Consider the following 17,906-nt stretch of genomic DNA (forward strand, 5'->3'; position numbering starts at 1 on the left):
AAGATATTACCCCATTCTATGTGAATCCGCCTCTTCGTCGATTATGCGACGGCAGGTTTCCGCAATGGTCCTGCAGACTTCGGAGGCGTCAAACACCACTTCACCAAACTCATCTGTTTGAGTGTAATAGATAAATGTCCTTGCATTTTGTCCGCACATATCTCTGACGGCGGTCTGATACACTGCCATCTGAACGGCATATTTTGAATTCCGCTCGGATTCTTCGGCTTTCGAGCCTGTCTTGTAGTCGATTATCATAAGTTCGCCATCCTTCATCAAAAGTCTGTCAATCGCGCCTTTAAAGATGTATCCGCCGATATTTACGGTGAATTCAAGTTCGCAGGCTATGGTCCGCGCACCCGCAATGAAGGTATTGCCTATGAAATTGCGGTAACATTTGCGGTATTCTTCCATCTCGGCGGCATCTTTCACGAGATACCTGTCAAAGACATGTTTAGGGTCGGCGCCGGCAAAGATCTCGTGAATTATGATTCCTTTGTCAACGCTCTCATTGTGCCTGCCAAGACCTTTTATCGCGGGATTTGCGGCTTTGTGCACCAGATATTTCTCGCGATACGCCTTCGGTCCGGAAAGGTATGTGTTAATTGCGGTTACCGAAAATTTGCAGTCGAAACTGTTGACAGGATTATTTTGAATGTTTTGACCGGTTTGAACGGATTGACCGAATTCCCAGTCGCTTTCGGCATTCGGGTCACTGCCGGCATGTTCAAGCCGACTTATGTCGATGAGCCGCAATTCTCCGGCAGATTCGGTTTCGGTATCGCTTTCGATATCGGTTTCTTTGAATTCCGGCATATCCTCATAGCGAATAATCCTTATCGCCGCATTGAATGAGTCGTTTGATATGTCATAAAGTCCCGATTTTATATCGCCCGAGAGCGTGAGGACCTCACCGCTGTCCGTTGAATTATCCGCGTCAGACAGCTTTAATCCGATATATTTCGTAAGATAATCCATACGGGTTCTGCAGTCGGAATCACCTTCAAACGGCGGGTTATCTTTTGACTTATCTTTAGGGGTATTTCCGCAGAGAATCAGATGATCGCGGGCACGGGTGCAGGCGACATAGAAGAGTCTCTTGCTTTCGGCATGCGATTTCCGATTATACAGATATTTCTGGATTGCCAACGGGGGAGAATCCAAGAGATCTTTTTTCTTCCCCGAATCATTATCGGAGTTCTCGCTATCCTTAAGCGGCGGAATCTTTATGCCTGCGCCGAAGATCTCGTCGACAATGACGGAAACATTTCTGTCCGCACCTATTTTTTCGCCGAGTTCCGGAAGGATCACTATAGGGAATTCCAGACCTTTTGAGGCGTGAACGGTCATTATCGAGACGGTATTGTCCCCGATTATCTCGGGCTGGGGATCTGCCTCGCCTTCCTCGTCATCGGACTTTTCAGCGAGGCATAAATCGTATACGAGTTTATCAAGTGTGTAATAGCCTTCCGACTCATGATCGCGTATGATGTCGGCAAGCTTCTCGACATTTGCCGCCATCATATCGCCGCCCGCGATTCCCGAATATACCGCAAACAAACCGGATTCACGAATCATGCGGGCAAACAGCTTTGACGGGGAGATCCTCCTTGCCAGCATCCTCCATGACTCAAGCAGAGTGTAGGCAGACCGCACCTTCTCCTTCAGCGATGGAGCAATTGAGCCATAGGAAAATTTAGAGGAATAATGGGAATCCGAGGTTTCAGGGGAATCTGAGGACACTGAAGAAACCGAAGATACAGCGAGATTCCTGAGATTTAAGTAGGGATTTCCGCCGTGGAAAATGCCGAAAAGTTCGGCATCCGAGAACCCGAACCACGGCGACCTCAAAATTCCGTACAGGGAGATACCGTCATGCCGGTTTCTGAGGAACGAAAATAGGGAGATACAGTCCTTAATCTCCTGCTTTGCATAGAGTCCGCCGGCACTGTACACGCGATACGGAATACCGTATTTTCTCAGCGCATACTCAAAATACTTCAGATTTGTGCGGCGTTCGAGGAGCACGGCGATATCCCCGTATTTTGCGGGTCGGGTCGTTTCGTCTGCGGCGGTATCTTTGTTGCAGACCCGCAGATCGCCGTCAACGACAGCGGAACGGATTCTTAAGGCAACGGCAAGGGCTTCATTCAGGACCGAGGGAATCTCAGAACCTCTCTCGACATAAGGCGTCAGAATCAGTTCAACCGAGCCTTTGTCATTCTTTCTCTTATCCGATACCGCAAGAGGATCGTAGCCGAAATCCCATTTATTGTTGCATACCGAGAAGATATCTGAGAAAAGGCGGTTTACGAATCCCAATACCGCCTCCGTGCTCCTGAAATTGACGTCCAGCGTCACCATGCCGCCGCGTAAATCATCGCAGATCTTCGTTCCGGCATCCTTGAACTGCGTCACGTCGGCATCCCTGAAGAGATATATCGACTGTTTCGGGTCGCCGACAACAAACAGAGCATTGCAGGGTCTCGGGGAATCATCAGAAATGTCGCAGGAATCGCGTGAAAGGGCAATCAAACGATAGACTATCTCCGCCTGCGTGGGATCGGTATCCTGAAATTCGTCGATCATTATAAACCGGAATCTGCCCGCATAATCCCCGGCAATCAGCTCGCTGCGGGTTGTAAAGAGCAGATATGTCAGATCTATCATGTCGGTGAAGTCTGCCGCACCCATACCGCGTTTCGCGTTTTCAATCATATCCTCCAGTGCATTGAAAACTCTTCCGAGATGCTCCAATATCTCGATTGTCCGCGGAATATCAGCGGAATTGTCGGCAGTTATAATCGCGATGAGATCGGCGGGAAGCGATGAATAAAAACCTTTCAGCAATTTGTATGATCTTCTCAGTTTATCCAGAGAATCGCCGAATACGTCTTTTGTGCCCATATTCGCTTTACCTTTTACGTAACTGTATGCCGAGAGAGCTTTGCAGAACTTATCGGGGTCATCAGTCAGGATTTCGGGAAGCAAATCCTTTACATTCACGAGAAAAACCACTCCGGGATTATTACCCTGTGAAAATTCGCGGGACAAACCGATAAGATCCTCAACGGCAGTCCGATATTCCGAGTTTTCGGTGAAAAACAGCCTGTGAACGAGCTCTTTCTGAGCGGCGATACCGGAAGTCCAGCTTTCGATTACGGCATCGGGGTCGGAATCCAGCTTCGCAAAGAAATCTTTTGCATATCGTCTCTTGTCATGGAGCTTTTTCAATATAGCGGTCAGTCCGTGGACATCATAGATCAAAAGGCAAAATACTATGCTGTCGTGAATTTCCCGTTCTTTTTCGGAAACCGGCGCATCCGAAGAGAGATAACCGCGTCTGAAACCCGTTCCGGAGACAGGTCTTCCGAGAAATAGGCTGTTTATGCAATTGTCTACCAAATCCGAGTTCTCTGAGTTTGAAAGCACCTTAAATGCCGGATCTATGCCCAGTTCAACGGCATACTCGCGGATTATCTTCGAACAGAACGAGTGGAAAGTCGAGATGTTTGCCCACATCATCTCTTCCTTTATCTCTTCCCAGCCGGCACCGGATTCCTTTCGTATCTCAGCCTCGACACGTTCTTTCATCTCGGCGGCGGCTTTCTCTGTAAATGTGAGGGCAAGAATCTCCGGAGGTCTGCATCCCGCCTCTTTTATGAGCCGAATATAGCGGTTTACGAGCACATGCGTCTTTCCCGTGCCCGCTCCCGCCGTCACACAGAGACTTATGTCATGCCTGAGGGCTTCTTCCTGCATCTTTGTAAACATCTACTCATCACCCCCGCAATTTGACCCGCAATCCGAAGCGTCGGTAACAGCATATGTTTTGCCGTCCGCATCAGAGCCGCCTTTATTGTATAAACCTGTATTTAGTTTATGCTCCAAAAGACGGAACTCCGAGACCCTGCATACGTCGGAGAAGATACAGTAGCTTTTGCAGTCGCTTACGCTGTTAACAGGCGAAAAAACGCCGTTTCTGATGCTGTTACGATAACCGCACGCAGCCTTTACAGAATTATTAAGAACCTCGGATAAGTCCATGTTCCGCATTTTGGAGGAATCGGAAATGGAAAAAAGACCTTTTTTGTCGCCGTCATAGATTACCGCCTCTTTCTGAACCTTCTTCCTTGAGACGGCATAGTAACATCCGCCTGCACCCTTCAGTTTATTTCCCGAGATCTCCTCGAAAGCGCGGATATAAAGCGGCAACTGCAGAGCTTTTCCGTTTAGAATCTCGTTTTTACCGGGATGATTTCCCGTCTTGTAGTCAATGACCGCAAAATCACCGGCGTCCGTGACGTCAACCCTGTCTATGAAACCACTGATAAGCAGACCGTCTCCGTCATCGGACTTTACGCGAACGGCACTCTCATTCGGGTCGGCAGCAGAAATGTCATCTGTTTCCGTGCCGAAATTTCTGCCGAATCCGACCTCGAAACCGTAAGGCACCGGACCGCAGGCACCGTATGCCGCCTCCTGCTCGATAAAGCGACGGAATATGCCTGCGGAATACTTTGAATCCTTCAGAAACTGCGATGCCATCGCATCCCATGCAGGTCCCGATTTTCCGTAACCCGCAATCTTCGACTCCGCAATCTTCATGAGCAAAGCGAACGCCTCTTCTTTTTCCGAGACGTTTATACCGGTTTTATGAGTTTTCATCCATTCGGTATATAATTCGGCAAGGGACTCGTGAATAAGGTTGCCCTTATCCCGGGATGAAAGGGTAAGGCTCTCCTGCACCGGCTCATCCAGATTGTATATATGCTTCAACAGGAAAGCGAAGGGGCAGCCGGCATACTGTTCCAGAGAAGTAGGCGAGAATGCATAGTCGTCATTGAATTTATCGGCGATTACGGCGCAGATCTCCTTATCATCCGACAAAATTCCGTCATAAGCGCTCTTGTAACCGCCCGTTCTCATAATCTCGGCATTGATGCGGTTTGCAACCGAAACAGAAGAGACATAATTCAACGCCGGATTATTATTCAACGGCATGCGGGCGGCAATATCCCGACCGGCATTCTTCTGCGAACGGAGTGCGGAATGAATAAGTTCTCTATCGGGCATCTCAACCGCATCAAGCCGCTCGACTGCCGCGATGTAAAACGGCGACGGGAGTGTGTCCTTTACCGCGGAAGCGCGGGTTGTCAGATAGAGTCCCCGCTTTGCGCTGCAAAGCGCCGATATGAAATAGAACGTCTCCCAACGGATTTTTTCGCGCCTTTTATCGCTCCAGAGAAGTTTACTCTCGTTCTCGGTGATATAGGGGATGAGTTTGGGCAGAAGCGGCAGTTTGCCGTCGACAAGCCCCGCCATGAAGAGATATTCATAGCCGTTACTCTGAAGACCGTTCATTCCGAGGACCTGAACGGCGGAAGAATCATGCACTTCCGCGGCACCGCATCCCGCAACCGAGGCACGAAGGCTGCCGGCAAACTCCTGAAACGAGATTTTTTCGCCGAAAAACTGCTCGGATATCTCGTATAAATCGGATACGAGTTTATAGAATTTTTCCAGAGCGGAATTGTCGCTGCGATAAAGGTCCGGACCGCAATCGTTCGAAAGGAAGGGGAGATTGTATCTCCTGAGCAGATCCAGATAATTTTGTATGTGCTCGGAATAACGTGCACTCTTATTCAGCGCATTCAGTTCGCTTAAAAACGGGATTACGCTCTCGGATATCAACCGAATCTCGGCAATATCCTTCTTTATCGCGTTCTTTTTGAACTCGGGAAGCCACTCGTCGCCCAGTTTCGCTTCCTTTTGCCCGAGAAGCCACTCTACAGAGTTCTCCCACGAATGGAATCCGTTGCCGATATTGGCGGCAATCGCCGTCTTCTCTATAAGATACTGGTCGGCAGTCCTGCTCTTGAGCCTGAAATAAGGCGATGCGAAGAGTTCTCCCACGGATCGCGGGGAGAAATTTTCGGAGATAACCCGCGGAATCAGCATAAGTGACTGAACAATCGGGGAATTCGCAAGAGACAGCGGAACGTATGCCGAATATTTCAGATTGAAGTCCCCGAAAATCTCGTCGAGCAGCGCCAGATTGCTCTGCGGGTCTGGAAAAGATATCGCTATCTCCGACGGCGACACCCCTTTTTCGATGAGCGAATGAATCTCCTCGGCAATTGCCGAGATCTCCGATTTTGCATTCGGGAAGCATTTCGCATATACCTTCACGGCATTCTCAGACGATGCCGATAACAATGCCTCATCTCCCTGATTTTCTTTTGAATCATCCCCGAAAATCAGTTCATACCTCTTGCATACCGGATTCGGAGACAGTTCCGCCGTCTCATGCGGATCAAACCAGCTGCCGTCATCGCTGCAAATACGCTTATTCTCCGAATACGGTATGTAGTATACGGTCTTTGCCGCCGCCTTCGAAACGGCGGTGAGAAAACCGCGAAGCGAAGGCACGGGCTCATAGATTCCGAAGAGAATAGCGAATGAATCCTTCATAGGATTCACTTTGCCGTCGACGATGCTTTTGCTGTTACTGCTATCGTTACCGTGGCTGTTATCGTTGCTGTTAGCGTCGCCGTTTTCTATAAACTCCGCCGCTCTGGCGTAGAGCAATTCGGGGCTTACAAGACGATCCTTCTCGATAATCGCAAGATATCGGTCGATTATGGCGGTGAGGACACGATTTTTCGCCGACGGATGCTCCGAATCCGATCTCAGAACCGCCCCGTAATCCGATCTCTGCTCGCATATGCTGTAGATAAGGGTATAGAGATCGTTTAAAAGACCCGACGTAAACTCCTTTGTCGGCGAAAGCGACTCGACAAAACTCCGGTCGGATTTAATCACCCGCATCAGAATCATCTTTGCCTCAACATCGCTTATCAGCCGATAATCGTGATTCTGCTTCACAATCTCTTCGGCAAGCATCTTCGGAGTGCATACCGACTTATTAGCCGCGGCAATGCCCTTCGAGAGCATACCGCGTATTACTCTGTGAACCAACGCGGTGGTCGGCAGGACAAAATAGGAGTTAAAAGGCGACTCGCGACAGAATTTCTCGAAAAGATCCTCCGATTCGGAACAGCCTCTGCCGAAAGGAGTTTTTACCAGTATTCTCCGGCATTCGGTTTTTCGGTATTCCGACCCCGAGTCAGCGGCGGAAGTGCCCGTTTCGGAACCGGCGGATATCTCGGACATGTTTGAATGTTTTCAAAGTATGTGCTGTGTGTTTAAAAATATACTTCGCGCAGTGCGAAAGTAATTATCTCCGCGAAATGCGCACGATTACTGCCAACTGTGCAGATAACCGCGGTTTTCAACAATACTGCCGTCGACAAGGACAACCTTCTCACAGGTCACGACCCCTATCTTATATCCGAGGGATAATGAATCGGATTCGGGACTGCCGGCGACAATTTTTTCATAGGTCTCGGGACTGCACACATAGAGAAGACCGAAATCACCGGCGCCGAAGAATGCCGTCTCGAAATCTATTCCCGCGGCATCGTCCGTCGGAATCAGGCTCTTATCTATGGAAAAACCGCAGCCGTTAAGCTCCGCCAGATCGTGGAGCGAGATGGCAAGACCGTCCGAGATATCCATCATGGAAAGAACGCCCAGCTTACCGAGAGTCTGTCCCTCTAAGACCTTCGGCTGCGGCTCGCAGAGTGCCTTAAACGCCGCCGTATCAGCCTTTTCATTCGCCGCAAGCGCCTCATAATAGTCCTTCAGACCGCGCTCGGCAACACCGAGACTGCCGCAGACACAGACGATATCCCCAGCTCTCAGAGGGCGGCTTTCCTTTGCCTTCCGCGACACATAACGGTCGGGGCTTACCGCACCGATTCCCGTCGTCACTATCGTAAGCTCATCGTGGGAGTCGATATCGCCGCCGGCAAGTTTTGCCCCGAACTTCCTGCAGCAGTCGTCGGCGCCGCGTGTAATCTCCTCTATGCGTTCCGTGCCCGTGTCGTCCAGACCTGCGGCAAGAAGAAGAAATAGCGGTCTCGAACCCGTACTTGCAAGATCCGAGAGCGTAACGGCGGCGCTCATCCAGCCGATCTGCCAATCGGTCATGCCTTTCGGGAAATCGGTCTTCTCATGGAGCATATCGGTTGTTGCCGTCAGATATTCGTTTCCGTGCGGGAATACCGCACAGTCGTCCTCGGTATTCGAACTCCCGATAATAGCGGAGATTGCCCGCACTATATCGCGGTCATTCATTCGGGTCACCCCCGTCATAATTCATCTCACAACTCATCATCTTCACCTTCAACTTCGTCCTCCCACTTCTTTATCTGCTTCTCGCGGTTCTTTGCCCGCACCTTCTCGACATTACGCGCCTCCACGACCCTCTGATTCTTATACTCGCGGAATATGGAGAACAGCATCTCTCGATTCTTCTCGCGTTCGTAGATTTCCTGCTCGGCAGTCCAGCGGGCAAGTGCCTCCTCGAAATGCTCGCGTTTCACCGTGCCCGTGCGGCCGCGGACGGTAACAAATACCTCGGAGACGGCAATAAGCGGTATACGCTCGTCCCTCAGGGCATACATGAGGCGCATATCTTTGCTGTCCGCGATAACGGCACGGACAAGAGAGTCGGAGAGATACGATACCGCCGCATTCCCCCAGCCGTCGGTCCTTACGGGATAGATTATGTCGCCTTCGCGGATTCCGAGCTCATCGTCCATCTCCTTAAGTTCCTCCTTTGTAAGCGCGGAGAGAACTTTTACGGGGATGTATCTTGCGGCATCATCCTCATTGAAGTCATTGAACTCCTTGAGCCGCTTAATCTTCCTCTGAAGGCGCCGGTTTTCGCGCTCCTGCTTTCTCAGCAGTTTTTTCACCGAGATTATCTGATTGTCGCGCTCGGCAATGGTCTGATTCTCCTTTCTCTTCTCGAAACGTTCCGTTCTCTCGGCAGAGAGCTGTTTCTTGAGGGTTTTAATCTCCGCTTCCTTATCTCTCAGCTCTTTGCGGATATCGTCGATATGATTTCTGAGGTCTTTTACCATACCCTCAAGCTGGGCGGTCCGCAATGCCGATGCCGAACCCAGACTGTCGGCATCGGAGACGGAAGAAATCGAAGAAACCGAAGAACCCGCATGACCGTTTTCACCCGAAACCTGCGATGCGGTCACGTTTGCGGACGCACGGGCGGAAGGTATGAGATCCGAGATAATCTGTTCGGGGGAATAGCCGCGTATGATTCCGGCGCGGACGATATCCAGATCGTAGCCCGCGGGAATGCGCTTCTCGATAATCTGAAATTTCTGTCTGTAGAATTTGTAGGCATCCAGCGCCGCCGATAGCGAATCGCGCTCGTGATCGTTGCCGTATGGCAGACCGTATGCGTTGCAGAGCGCCGCTTTATCGTCCTGCGTCTTCGAGACTTTAGGGGTATAGGGAACGGCATTGAAGGCACGGCGAATCTTCTCGACCGACATCGGCATCTGGGCGACATCCGAGGCGACAACGACGGGATTTCCGATATCGGCAATCTCCTGCGTCCAGTCCGAGAGCGACATCCGGCGTGCGCTCTTAAGTTTAAGCAGGTTGCCTTCCATGTCAAGCACGGCAATTCCTACGGTGGTGCCAGGGTCGATGCCGACGATTACATGCTTCTTTCTCGTGTTCTGAGAGACAAAACGGATTTTATCGAGTCTTCCGGCGGCGATGCGGACCTGATAGTCCATGGAGCGTCCCGCCTGCACGGGTATCTGTTTTCTGCCGGCAAAGACATGAAAATGAACGCGTTTCATCCCTCCGAAACCCGCATACTCGGTCTTCTCGAAACGAAGCCCCTTCTCTTTCAGGCGGCTCTCTATCTCCCTCGATTTGACCAGAACGGCGCCGTTGACCTTGCGTGCATAGCGATTCTGACTCCAGCCGCCTTTTCCGAGAGAACGGTTTCTCGAGACCGTGATTCCGCATGTGTCGTCGAAGACAATAACCTCGCTGCCCGCGCCAAGCTCGGCAACGTGCGCAATCGTCTTGGATTCCGAATACGGATCGAGCTTGTTCTGAAGGCGGATATTGTAGCGTGCGGCAACCTGCTGGAGAGATTCGGGCTCCTGATGCATGCCGCGGGTGACCAGAACAACCTTCGTCGCCGGCGGAAGCATCTGCATGAATGCGACGAGATCCTGAACGTTCTGCGATATCTCCTGAAGACTGTCGACGGCAAGAATGTCGGGCTGTTCCGCGTTTATGCGCCGAATCAGCCTGTAAAGAGAGACCTCGGCGGTATCCTTTATCTCGCCCGCGTCGCGGACCGTGAGAGCAAAAACAGGTTTTCTTGTCCTGGAACGGACAGACCCGCCGATAATGTCGATTCCGAAGATTTTCATGCCGGACCTTACTGTTTGCCTGTAATCATATCGCGTATCTTCTCTGGAGACTCGACAATATTGTATTTTTTCGCGAAATACGTGGTTATGTTCGAGATATCGCGAAGGAGGATATCGTCGGCATTCTGATGGGTCGGCTCTATCCACTGCGGCCAGTCGATTATCCAGACCGTATCGCCGTCGACCATGACATTGAACTCCGAGAGGTCGTTATGGATGAATCCGAGTTCGTATGCCTTTTTGATATTTTTGAATATTCCGTCGAAGACGGCGCGTGGCTCTTCCAGAACCGCCTGATGCAGGTTTACGCCGGCAATATAGGACATTGCAACTACATTGCGGTTTACGGCTATCGGGATGGGCACATTGACGCCGCCTTTCCTCAGGGCTTTGAGGGCTTCAAACTCCTGTCTTGCCGAGTATGTCGAGGCAAATATCCACGGAAAATGGCTCCACTCCGGCATAAATCCGCGATTCAGTCTTGCCGACTGAAAAGACCTCTGACCTATGCAGTGAAGTTTTATCACGAGAGCACCCGTTCCCAGTGCCTCATAGACAGAGGATTCCTTGCCGACGCCGATGAGAGAGCCCAAAGCCGTTACGGTGCCGTTCCTGACAAGCGAGGTCACGGCAAGTGCGTCGTATCCAGAAAATGTGAGCTGATAGCCGCGATACGGCACGGAACTGCTCTTGACCATGTTCTTCTCCATGAGCTGACCGAGCCTGTATTCCATCTCCGCCGCCGAAAGACGCGAGCTTTTACGGATGTTCTCCTCCGGCACCCAGAGGTATTTCTTCATGAGCCTCTCCAACGTCTTAAGAAGCAGGATTTCATATTTGTGAAGCCCTTTTATGTCCTCGGGAGATACCGTCATTGTTTATCTGTAAATGTTTTATCCGTAAAAGTTGATATAAGTGCTTAACACTCAAAAACAGGATTTTTCGTTGACCATGAAATGCTCCAAATGCGCGTGCGATGCCGTAATTACGCAGAGATACTCGGGTATGAGCCTGTGCCCCCTGCATTTTACCGAAGATTTCGAGTCGCGGGCGAAGAAAGCGATACGAAAACACGGGTGGCTCTCGCCTAACGACTGCATTGCCGTTGACTGCGACGGCAGTTTCGCCGCGGCGGCACATCTTCACCTGCTTGCGAAGTTCTTCGGAAAGCGCCCCGATATCAGGCTTATTGCCGTCGGCGACGACGAAGATACTCTCAAAAAGGTAGCGGATAGATACGGCATAGAATACAGGACATGCACGTCCTTTTCGGCATTTAACCCCGGCAAATACGGCTGCACAAAGCTCGCTATTCCGGCAACGCTCGATTCCGAAGCGGAGTTTGTCTTCGAATGCATACTTAGCGGCGATTCCGACGCGCTCCTCTGCCGAGGCAGAAGCAGTGAAATCCCGCATATAATGCCGCTCATGAACATTCCCGCAACCGAGGCTGAGCTTTACTGCCGCATTCACGGAATTGAAACGGGACATGAAACGGTATATGAAACGGGACCGGAAATCCGCGAGAGCGGCACAGACGCAGACACAGAGTTCCCGAAACTCGCAAAGGAACTTCTGGACGAATACACCGAAGAGCACCCCGCCGCGAAATATGCTCTGGTTAACCTCATGGAAGAGTTTCAAAGCGCTGAAGGGCGGGATGATTCCGAAAGAGAAAGTTAAGATCTGCCGGAAATTTAGGATCTGATTTAGGACAGATTTAAGATCTGTTTTTAATCTGATTAAGATAGATTTAAGACTGATTTTTGCATATCTTCAGATATACTCCGATAACAACGAAATGCAGATAATACGGTATGCAGAATAACGAAATACAGATAATAACGGAATGCGAGGCAATATATGAAAGAACTCTGCGAAGGATGCGAATGCGAAAAGATTGAGCAGATGATACGTCACACGGTCTGGTCGTCGGGGCGAAATAAGATAATCATAGGACTCTCGGGCGGAATAGACTCGGCACTTGCGGCAGTACTCTGCACAAGAGCGGTGGGAGCCGAAAATGTCCTCGGATACATGCTCCCCTCGGCAGTGACGCCGAAAGAAGATATCGACGACGTAAAGGCACTCTGCGAAAAGTTCGGGATTAGGCTAGCGATTGTGCCGATAACGGGCTTAATCGGAGAATTCTCAAAGATAGAGGGCTTCACTGAGGACAACTATCTGCTCGGCAATGTCATGGCACGCCTGAGGATGACAATCCTTTACTACTACGCAAACCAGAATCAGGGTCTCGTCTGCGGCACCTCGAACAAGAGCGAGTACCTTCTCGGTTACTCGACGAAACACGGCGACGATGCGGGGGATATCGAGCCGCTCATGCATCTCTACAAAACCGAGGTCCGCATTCTTTCGGCGTTCACCGGCGTCATTCAGCCTATCATCGACAAAACACCCTCGGCAGGTCTTTACAGCGGTCAGAGCGACGAGAAGGAGATAGGGTTCACATACGCCGTCATAGACGAAGCGCTAAGGAATCTTGAGGCAAACAACTGGAAACCGCAGAACGATACCGAGAGCGCCATACTCGAAAAAGTAAAGAAAGCGGCGCATAAGAGGAATGCCCCGCCGAATCTGCTGAAAGACGGCGGAATGAACGGAGGCTGCAGGATTTAAAATTTTATTCAATATTTTTTCAATTTCAATTCAATTATTTACTCAATTATTTACTCAATTATTCATTCAATTTTCGGCTGATTTTTAAGAAATCTCTGATACTGGGGTGCTTTTACCGTATCGAGAATCCTGGGGACATTGAGATACTTGGGTAGAATATCTCCGCCTATGAACGAGTAGATGGGCACGCCGTGCTTCAGACCGAGCTCGGGAATCTCGAAAGAATCGATGACTCTTATATCCGGCAGCCCTTCGGGATAGTGCGGATTTCGGATAAAGCCCGACTCGAGTTCGTAGTAAGCCGCGCCGTGCATCTCTCCGTAAAACTCATACTCGCTCTCAAACTCGCAGGATACGATATTTGCCATGACAAGCCTGTCCTTTGAAGGGTTTATGGTCACATGCCCGTATCCGCTCGGAATCAGAACGACGTCTCCCGCAGTCGCACGGATTACGCAGATATCGCTTAGGTTGCGGTTCTGAAGCAGAAAATGTGCCTCGCCCCCGAGAACCTGATAAAGTTCGGGATAAGCTCTCCCGCAGGGTGCGTTCGGATGGTAATGCCCCTTGGTCTTTACAAACTCGGCACCCACTTTATTTGCGGGAATAACCGTAATATCGTATCTGAGATAGTTATCTTCCAGCCATTTCGCATCCCTTTCGTTCTTCGAAAGAGCGCGGTACATAAAATAGAGCGGAGTATTAGGATCCATGCCCGACTTCGTATTGTAGAGCACGGATTCCATATCCTTTACTGTGCGTTCACCCGCCTTAGGAAGCGGTCCGTCCCAGAAATTATGCATTATTCTTTATTTTGCGCTGATAGACTAAATATCCAGCGATAATTAACACGAAGACCAGTACGGTAAGCACAATCGGATTGGTGAATATATCTCCGATATTGCCGAGCGACTTGACCTTTACCTGTGCTTTCATCGAATCCGAGATCTGGCTGTTATCAAGGATATCGCGGTATCTGATCTCGGTATCGATTCCGTAATCCTTCTCGGTCGCATCCGATGCAACACTTATTTTGTAGACACCGGTAACCGATTCTCCCGGGGCAATGTCTCCGAGATATGCGGTATCATCGTTCGATGTGAACGGCTTTACGGCGCTGATACGTGCCTGTGCATTGTATGCGGTCGTGTCACCGATATTCCTGTATGTAATCACGAGGTTGCCCTTCTGACCGGGTCTGAATGAACCTGCTTCGGATGTAATCTCGAACTTTACCTTGCCGCCGACTTCGACTCCGACAGTCTCGGTATCGGATTTCTTGTCTTTACCGTTTGTGTCCTTGTAGGTTGCATAGACCAGAACCGGGTATGTCTTAGCCTCACCCTCGTTCGAGACCGATGCCTTGAACTTCACGTGCGCGACATCTCCGGGTGCAAACTCGCCGACATACGAGCTGGCATCGGTCGGAACGATGGCACTGCCGTCCGCCCTGTTAAGCCTGATTACGGTGTCGTGACCTGTCTCGGCACCGACATTTTTGACATCCATCGAGATATATCCCTCAACGCCGACATTCATCGAGTCCGCCTTAAGGTTCGAGATCTCAAGCTGCATGTTCTCCTTAATCTTTACCTTAAGAGGCACCAACTCGTCGACATCCTTATAGGTATACGAGATTGCATCGGTTCCGTACTGCTCGGCATAGTAGAGATACCTGTACTTCAGATTTGCATTGAGAGTGTATGTTCCGGGTTGCGCATCCTTGTTGATTGTAACCGAGAATGTCGCGGGCACCGTGGTTCCGGAGGGGATGCTTCCGAGCATCTGAGCATCGGTCTTTACTTTAACCGGAGCACCGTTCTCGAGGAGGTCAATGCTGACAAGTCTTGCGGTACTGGGCACATCATCACGCGTGACCACATCACTCTGAATGATCTTTGTGCCGACCTCACCCGTGTTACTGATGATGACGGTCAGTGCCGCATCGCTGCCGGGTTCAAACTCGTTCGTGCCCGATATCTTTACATCCATTACGGGAGAACCGGATGTATATTTTACACCTGCACTTGCGGGCATTATCAAAAACGCGGCGCAGACCAGTAAAATCATTATATATGCTGAATATTTCATGATTGCCATCCTTTATTCTGAATTATTGCGGATTAAAATTACGGGTTTTCTCAAAGGTTAGAATTTACAGTATTTATTACTATTTAAATAAGCAAAGTTTAGGTATGATTCCGAATCGAAAATCTCGAAATATTTGAACGAATTTTTAGGTTTTTCAAAGATAACTGAATATAATGCCACCACGACGCGGAGATAAAACATCGGGTTTTCATGCGCGGTCGTCTCCGCATATGTTTCCGCGTGACCGCGTTCTTTTCTACTTTTTTTAGGTCACAGCGTTTCGGCAACATGTTTCGGTAAGATGTTTCCGGAACATAACAGAAAATCTCAGGACCATAACAGAAAATATAATTCATCTTAAGAATGATAGGTTATTTAGATGATAACGCAACGTGCTGTTTCGGCAGTAGAAGATATCCTGAAAGCCGCGTCCTTTGATGTTGAACCCGGGACCGGCGGCGCAAGCCTTACGGCATACAGAGGCGAGGAATGCCTGCTTGTTCTCTGTTCCGACAATCCCGATGAGATAAACAATTTTGCCGTCAAAAAATACAAGTACAAGACCGACGGCGGATTTGCTTACTGCAAGAAACTTCTCTTCACAATGAAGAAGGTCGGCTATCTGGAAGAGTGTACGGTCTGGGGTCACGAAGAACTTGCAAAGTATGCGGGTCAGGCGGTCATAGCCGATATCCTCGGCGAGCATATCGCACTTGACTTTGAATACAATTCGCAGACGGCATCGCCTTCGGGAGCTGTCGGTGCTCAAAAATCGGGTGTGATGACACTCGACGATTACGGCCCCGAACTTGTCTGCCTTCCCGAGAATATTACCGCGGACAGGGCACAGAAGATGGCGGGCATACGCGGCGAGGTCTGTTTTGTCTATATTCCGCATTATCTCTACACCTGCACAAGCCGCGGCGAGAAGCAGTGCGGCAAATACCTTATCAACTTCGACCGCGACGAGAAAGGTCTCATCAACGCGATTACGGGCAGTAAATGCGAGATTGAGTCCGAGAAACTTGAGAATGTAAAGCCCGAGACCAAGAATGTCTCCGGCGGCGCCAAGGTAATGGAGGCAAAGGTCAAGAAGAGCGAGATCTCGGAGTCGCTTCTGAAATCGCTTGTCGAAGATCTGACAAAGAACGTCAGAGTAAACCACTCCGAAGGCGATGCGATATACTACGAGGATCTTAAAGTTGCGCCGGACAAAGACAACATCAAGGTCGAGCTTGAACTGGTCTACCTCCCCGTCGTTCAGATCAGGGGCGACAAGATTGTCGAGATTGACATGATGTCGGGCGAGATTCTGCGCGAGCCTGTCGATGACGGCGTTGAGCTCCTTTAAGCCACCGGAAATCCGAAAATCACAAAATCACAAAATTTACCCGTTTCAAATCGGGTAAATACTTTAAAATAACATTAATTCTTTTTTATTCTTATGATTACGGTAATCGGCGGAGGTCCTGCCGGCAGGTTTGCGGCATCTTATCTTGCAGGTGCGGGGGAAAAGGTTCGCATAATCGAGAAGAGCGGAAATCTCGGTGGACAATGCCTTAAATACGGCTGTATGGTTACCTGCGGACTCAATGATGCCGCAAGAAACCTCAATCAGCTGGCTAAACTTCAAAAGTTGCAGGTGCTGGATACCACAGGAGATCTGCGGATCTCACTTCCGAATCTCTGGAAGGAGCTTGGCGCAATACAGGATAATATCTTTAAAGTTCTCGACAATGAGGCGGATCTGGCGGGTATTGAGGTCATCACCGGCGAAGTTACTCTCTCGGGTCGGGATATTTATCTCAACGGCAGCCTGCTGCCGCAGGGAGAGGGGGACAAAATTCTGATAGCCACCGGCTCATCACCGATAATTCCGCAGGTAAAGGGCATTGACCTGAAAGGCGTTTACAATCCGCATACCCTTCAGGGCATGACGGAGGTTCCGAAGAATCTGCTCATTATCGGCGGAGGAGTTGTCGCCGCGGAATACGCCTATATCTTCTCGCAGTTCGGATCTAAAGTCACTATGGCATGCCGGAGCGCTTTCCTGCGCGATAAGCCCGAAAGGCTGATTAAATGCGCACGAAAAGAGATTTTCGGGGTCTCGATACGCGAGTATACTCTCGTTGAGGAAATCAGATCGGCGGACGGGTCGGAAGGTACGAATTCAAAAGGCTTTGTTGCATCCGCCGTTCTTAAAAGCGGCAAATACCGCGAAGAGATACCCTGCGATGCCGTGATAATCGCATCGGGTCTCAGACCGCGGACGGAGAACATAAAAGGAATTGCACTTGACGATTCGGGGGCGATTGTCGTCGACGACCGCTACAGGACGAATGTTGACGGCGTCTATGCCGCGGGCGACGTTACGGGGAAGGTTTTTCTCACGCCTTATGCGCGAATGCAGGGGATAGCTGCGGCAAAATCCATCATCGGCGAGAAAGTTCCGAAGATTCCGGAATACATACCGCAGTCCGTGAAGCTCTTCTATGAGCATACCTTCTGCAATATGGATTCGGAATCAGATAGCAAAAACTCCTTGCGTGAATTTTCACTGCCGGCGCCGGCGGGTCCGGGCTCGATATGGTCGGTAAGCGAGAGATATACAGGCATTTCCTCTATACGCGTCGATGCGGACAGCGGCACGGTCAAAGGCATTCATCTCTCCTCACCGTCATCGGGAACGGTCGGCGCATATATGGCGTATCTCATGAACAAAAGTCTGAATGTAAAGGATTTCGAGACCTTCCTCGAGGTGCACCCCTCAACCGACGGCTTATACATGCTCGTCAAATACGGCGATACCCTGCTTACAAAAGAGACGAAATGAGGTAAATATTATTTCAT

Annotated in this window: 11 protein-coding genes; 4 read left to right on the forward strand and 7 right to left on the reverse strand. The window is 50.1% G+C overall.

The annotated features are described in order from the left end of the window. Positions 1–6 precede the first annotated feature (6 nt). The 5 genes from T502_RS05335 to T502_RS05355 form a co-directional block, all read right to left on the reverse strand. A complete protein-coding gene (locus tag T502_RS05335) occupies positions 7–3,774 on the reverse strand; it encodes a UvrD-helicase domain-containing protein (protein ID WP_042706101.1) in 3,768 nt (1,255 codons plus the stop codon). Beyond that, a complete protein-coding gene (locus T502_RS05340) occupies positions 3,775–7,176 on the reverse strand; it encodes a PD-(D/E)XK nuclease family protein (RefSeq protein WP_042706102.1) in 3,402 nt (1,133 codons plus the stop codon). A gap of 87 nt (positions 7,177–7,263) precedes the next feature. Further along, on the reverse strand, positions 7,264–8,202 hold the full coding sequence (thiL, locus tag T502_RS05345) for a thiamine-phosphate kinase (protein ID WP_042706103.1): 939 nt from the start codon (positions 8,200–8,202) through the stop codon (positions 7,264–7,266). A gap of 26 nt (positions 8,203–8,228) precedes the next feature. Next, positions 8,229–10,328, reverse strand: a complete 2,100-nt coding sequence (locus T502_RS05350; protein ID WP_084173068.1) for a DUF460 domain-containing protein — start codon at positions 10,326–10,328, stop codon at positions 8,229–8,231. 8 nt (positions 10,329–10,336) lie between these two features. Beyond that, positions 10,337–11,203 carry an RIO1 family regulatory kinase/ATPase domain-containing protein gene (locus T502_RS05355; protein WP_042706104.1) on the reverse strand — a complete coding sequence of 289 codons (867 nt, stop codon included), beginning with the start codon at positions 11,201–11,203 and terminating at the stop codon, positions 10,337–10,339. A 76-nt stretch (positions 11,204–11,279) separates the two neighbouring features. Between T502_RS05355 and T502_RS05360 the strand changes: the two genes are divergently transcribed. Together T502_RS05360 and T502_RS05365 are read left to right on the forward strand one after the other, a co-directional pair. Then, complete coding sequence (locus tag T502_RS05360; protein WP_042706105.1) at positions 11,280–12,011, forward strand: hypothetical protein; 732 nt, start codon at positions 11,280–11,282, stop codon at positions 12,009–12,011. Between the two features lie 180 nt (positions 12,012–12,191). Next, a complete protein-coding gene (locus T502_RS05365) occupies positions 12,192–12,965 on the forward strand; it encodes an NAD+ synthase (RefSeq protein ID WP_042706106.1) in 774 nt (257 codons plus the stop codon). A gap of 62 nt (positions 12,966–13,027) precedes the next feature. On the opposite strand, the gene T502_RS05370 is transcribed toward T502_RS05365, so the two are convergent. After that, on the reverse strand, positions 13,028–13,768 hold the full coding sequence (locus tag T502_RS05370; RefSeq protein ID WP_052359182.1) for a glucose-6-phosphate isomerase family protein: 741 nt from the start codon (positions 13,766–13,768) through the stop codon (positions 13,028–13,030). After that, positions 13,761–14,957, reverse strand: coding sequence for a COG1361 S-layer family protein (locus T502_RS05375; RefSeq protein WP_245597767.1), 1,197 nt, complete (start codon positions 14,955–14,957; stop codon positions 13,761–13,763). The genes T502_RS05370 and T502_RS05375 overlap by 8 nt, the downstream gene beginning before the upstream one ends. A gap of 478 nt (positions 14,958–15,435) precedes the next feature. Between T502_RS05375 and T502_RS05380 the strand changes: the two genes are divergently transcribed. After that, the gene (locus T502_RS05380; protein WP_042706107.1) at positions 15,436–16,407 is read left to right on the forward strand and encodes a hypothetical protein; all 972 of its coding nucleotides are present in this window, start codon (positions 15,436–15,438) and stop codon (positions 16,405–16,407) included. Between the two features lie 93 nt (positions 16,408–16,500). Continuing rightward, positions 16,501–17,889: an FAD-dependent oxidoreductase gene (locus T502_RS05385; RefSeq protein ID WP_042706108.1), complete on the forward strand. Its 1,389-nt coding sequence runs from the start codon at positions 16,501–16,503 to the stop codon at positions 17,887–17,889. Positions 17,890–17,906: the final 17 nt, after the last annotated feature.

The sequence above is a fragment of the Methanomicrobium mobile BP genome (assembly GCF_000711215.1).
GTDB lineage: Archaea > Halobacteriota > Methanomicrobia > Methanomicrobiales > Methanomicrobiaceae > Methanomicrobium > Methanomicrobium mobile.

What these genes read in the sequence shown, in the direction of transcription:
- T502_RS05365 (WP_042706106.1), top strand. Translation starts at nt 12,192, where the DNA reads ATGAAAGAACTCTGCGAAGGATGCGAATGCGAAAAGATTGAGCAGATG.
- T502_RS05335 (WP_042706101.1), bottom strand. Translation starts at nt 3,774, where the DNA reads ATGTTTACAAAGATGCAGGAAGAAGCCCTCAGGCATGACATAAGTCTC.
- T502_RS05375 (WP_245597767.1), bottom strand. Translation starts at nt 14,957, where the DNA reads ATGGATGTAAAGATATCGGGCACGAACGAGTTTGAACCCGGCAGCGAT.
- thiL (WP_042706103.1), bottom strand. Translation starts at nt 8,202, where the DNA reads ATGAATGACCGCGATATAGTGCGGGCAATCTCCGCTATTATCGGGAGT.
- T502_RS05340 (WP_042706102.1), bottom strand. Translation starts at nt 7,176, where the DNA reads ATGTCCGAGATATCCGCCGGTTCCGAAACGGGCACTTCCGCCGCTGAC.
- T502_RS05380 (WP_042706107.1), top strand. Translation starts at nt 15,436, where the DNA reads ATGATAACGCAACGTGCTGTTTCGGCAGTAGAAGATATCCTGAAAGCC.
- T502_RS05370 (WP_052359182.1), bottom strand. Translation starts at nt 13,768, where the DNA reads ATGCATAATTTCTGGGACGGACCGCTTCCTAAGGCGGGTGAACGCACA.
- T502_RS05360 (WP_042706105.1), top strand. Translation starts at nt 11,280, where the DNA reads ATGAAATGCTCCAAATGCGCGTGCGATGCCGTAATTACGCAGAGATAC.
- T502_RS05350 (WP_084173068.1), bottom strand. Translation starts at nt 10,328, where the DNA reads ATGAAAATCTTCGGAATCGACATTATCGGCGGGTCTGTCCGTTCCAGG.
- T502_RS05355 (WP_042706104.1), bottom strand. Translation starts at nt 11,203, where the DNA reads ATGACGGTATCTCCCGAGGACATAAAAGGGCTTCACAAATATGAAATC.
- T502_RS05385 (WP_042706108.1), top strand. Translation starts at nt 16,501, where the DNA reads ATGATTACGGTAATCGGCGGAGGTCCTGCCGGCAGGTTTGCGGCATCT.